Source organism: Luedemannella helvata (assembly GCF_039528415.1).
Lineage (GTDB): Bacteria > Actinomycetota > Actinomycetes > Mycobacteriales > Micromonosporaceae > Luedemannella > Luedemannella helvata.
In genome coordinates this window covers 1-1,255 of the sequence record NZ_BAAALS010000088.1, presented here as the reverse complement: position 1 = coordinate 1,255, position 1,255 = coordinate 1, and the positions used below count along the sequence as shown (strand labels likewise).

3 protein-coding genes are annotated in these 1,255 nt (G+C 67.9%); all 3 read left to right on the top strand.

What is annotated here, in order from left to right; all coding sequences use genetic code 11:
• Positions 1 to 41: 41 nt before the first annotated feature.
• Positions 42 to 509 (top strand): hypothetical protein, encoded by a 468-nt coding sequence (locus tag ABD191_RS28785; RefSeq protein WP_030901052.1) that lies wholly within the window; start codon positions 42 to 44, stop codon positions 507 to 509.
• A gap of 9 nt (positions 510 to 518) precedes the next feature.
• Positions 519 to 728 (top strand): hypothetical protein, encoded by a 210-nt coding sequence (locus tag ABD191_RS28780; protein ID WP_030901049.1) that lies wholly within the window; start codon positions 519 to 521, stop codon positions 726 to 728.
• A 324-nt stretch (positions 729 to 1,052) separates the two neighbouring features.
• Positions 1,053 to 1,255, top strand: a 203-nt coding sequence (locus tag ABD191_RS28775; protein WP_344089053.1) for a helix-turn-helix domain-containing protein, incomplete at its 3' end; no start/stop codon positions are given.

The following is a 1,255-nucleotide window of genomic DNA, read 5'->3' as shown; positions in this document are numbered from 1 at the left end:
AGACCGTCAAGCCCCGTCAAACCCCCTCAAGGAGCCCCTCCATGACCGCCCCGAAGCCCCTCGACCACGATCACGCCGCCCGACTCGTCGCCGCCGTCGAGGAAGCCCTGACACCCGCCACTTCCTACCGTGACACCAGCCTCCTGCCCGCCGTCGGCACCGTCCCGCCCGTGCCCCAGCCCGGCCGGCCGCCCATGAGTCAGAGGGCGACCGATGCCAGCGCCCTCATGCTCACGGGCAGCGTCGTCACCCTGTCCGTCGGCGGCGCCACCTCGCTGGTCCTCATCGCCTCCGACTACGCCGACCCCGCCGTCATCGCCATGATCTGCGCGGCCCCCGTGGCCATAGCCGTCCCGATCCTCGCAGTCGCCCGGATGCTCCGCGGTGCCAAGACGCTCGTGCCTGAGACCCACAACCACAACTACAACGCCCCCGTCGAGCAGCATCACCAGCACACCACCACCCAGACCTGCGGCATCTGGGCCAAGACCACCAACCACGGCAACTGAGGAGAACCCGTGCTGGAGCACATCGCCACATCCGTCCTCCGTGAACTACTGGGGCAGACGGAAGCCCGGATCGACGAGCCGAAGACGGACGTCGAGGAGAAGGCCGACCAGCTGATGAGGCTCGCATGCAGCGGTGACAAGCCCGGCATGGAACGGCTCATCCGGTCCTGGCCGGAGAACCTGGCGCGGGAGGTACACGCGCTGATCGAGAAGCGCTGACTTCTACCGCTCGACGAGGCCCTCGCCATCCGCGGGGGCCTTCGGCGTGGGCACCGCACGCGCCAGCCACCCCGGGCCGGCCGCCCGAATCGGCGCCGTCGTCGGCGTCGCATCCAGTGCCACACACAACCGGTCCAACGCACGCTGACACTCGGCAGCAGTCGACCCGCGGACCATGTACGAAACCCCCATGGCTGCAGTCTCGCACCACAAAGCACCTCTTGACACGAGTAAGTCACCGAAGCGAAGATTTGCTGAAATAGCACTCGTGCGCACTCAGGCCGTCCCCCACAGGACGGCCTTTCGTCATTCCAGGGGGTGCGTATGGACCGGCCGCAACTCGTCACAGCCGCCGACGCCGCCTACTACACCGGGCGGCCCGTCGGCACGATCTGGCGCTGGGCATCCGAAGGCCGAATCAACCGCTACGGCGGCCGTGGCAAAGCAGCCCGATACGACCTCCGCGAACTCGACCGCAAGACCGTCGACGAATGGACCGGCGAAGTCCACGTCGGTGAAGCACCACC

Coding starts and splice junctions, on each gene's coding strand:
- ABD191_RS28785 (WP_030901052.1), top strand. CDS start 42: ATGACCGCCCCGAAGCCCCTCGACCACGATCACGCCGCCCGACTCGTC.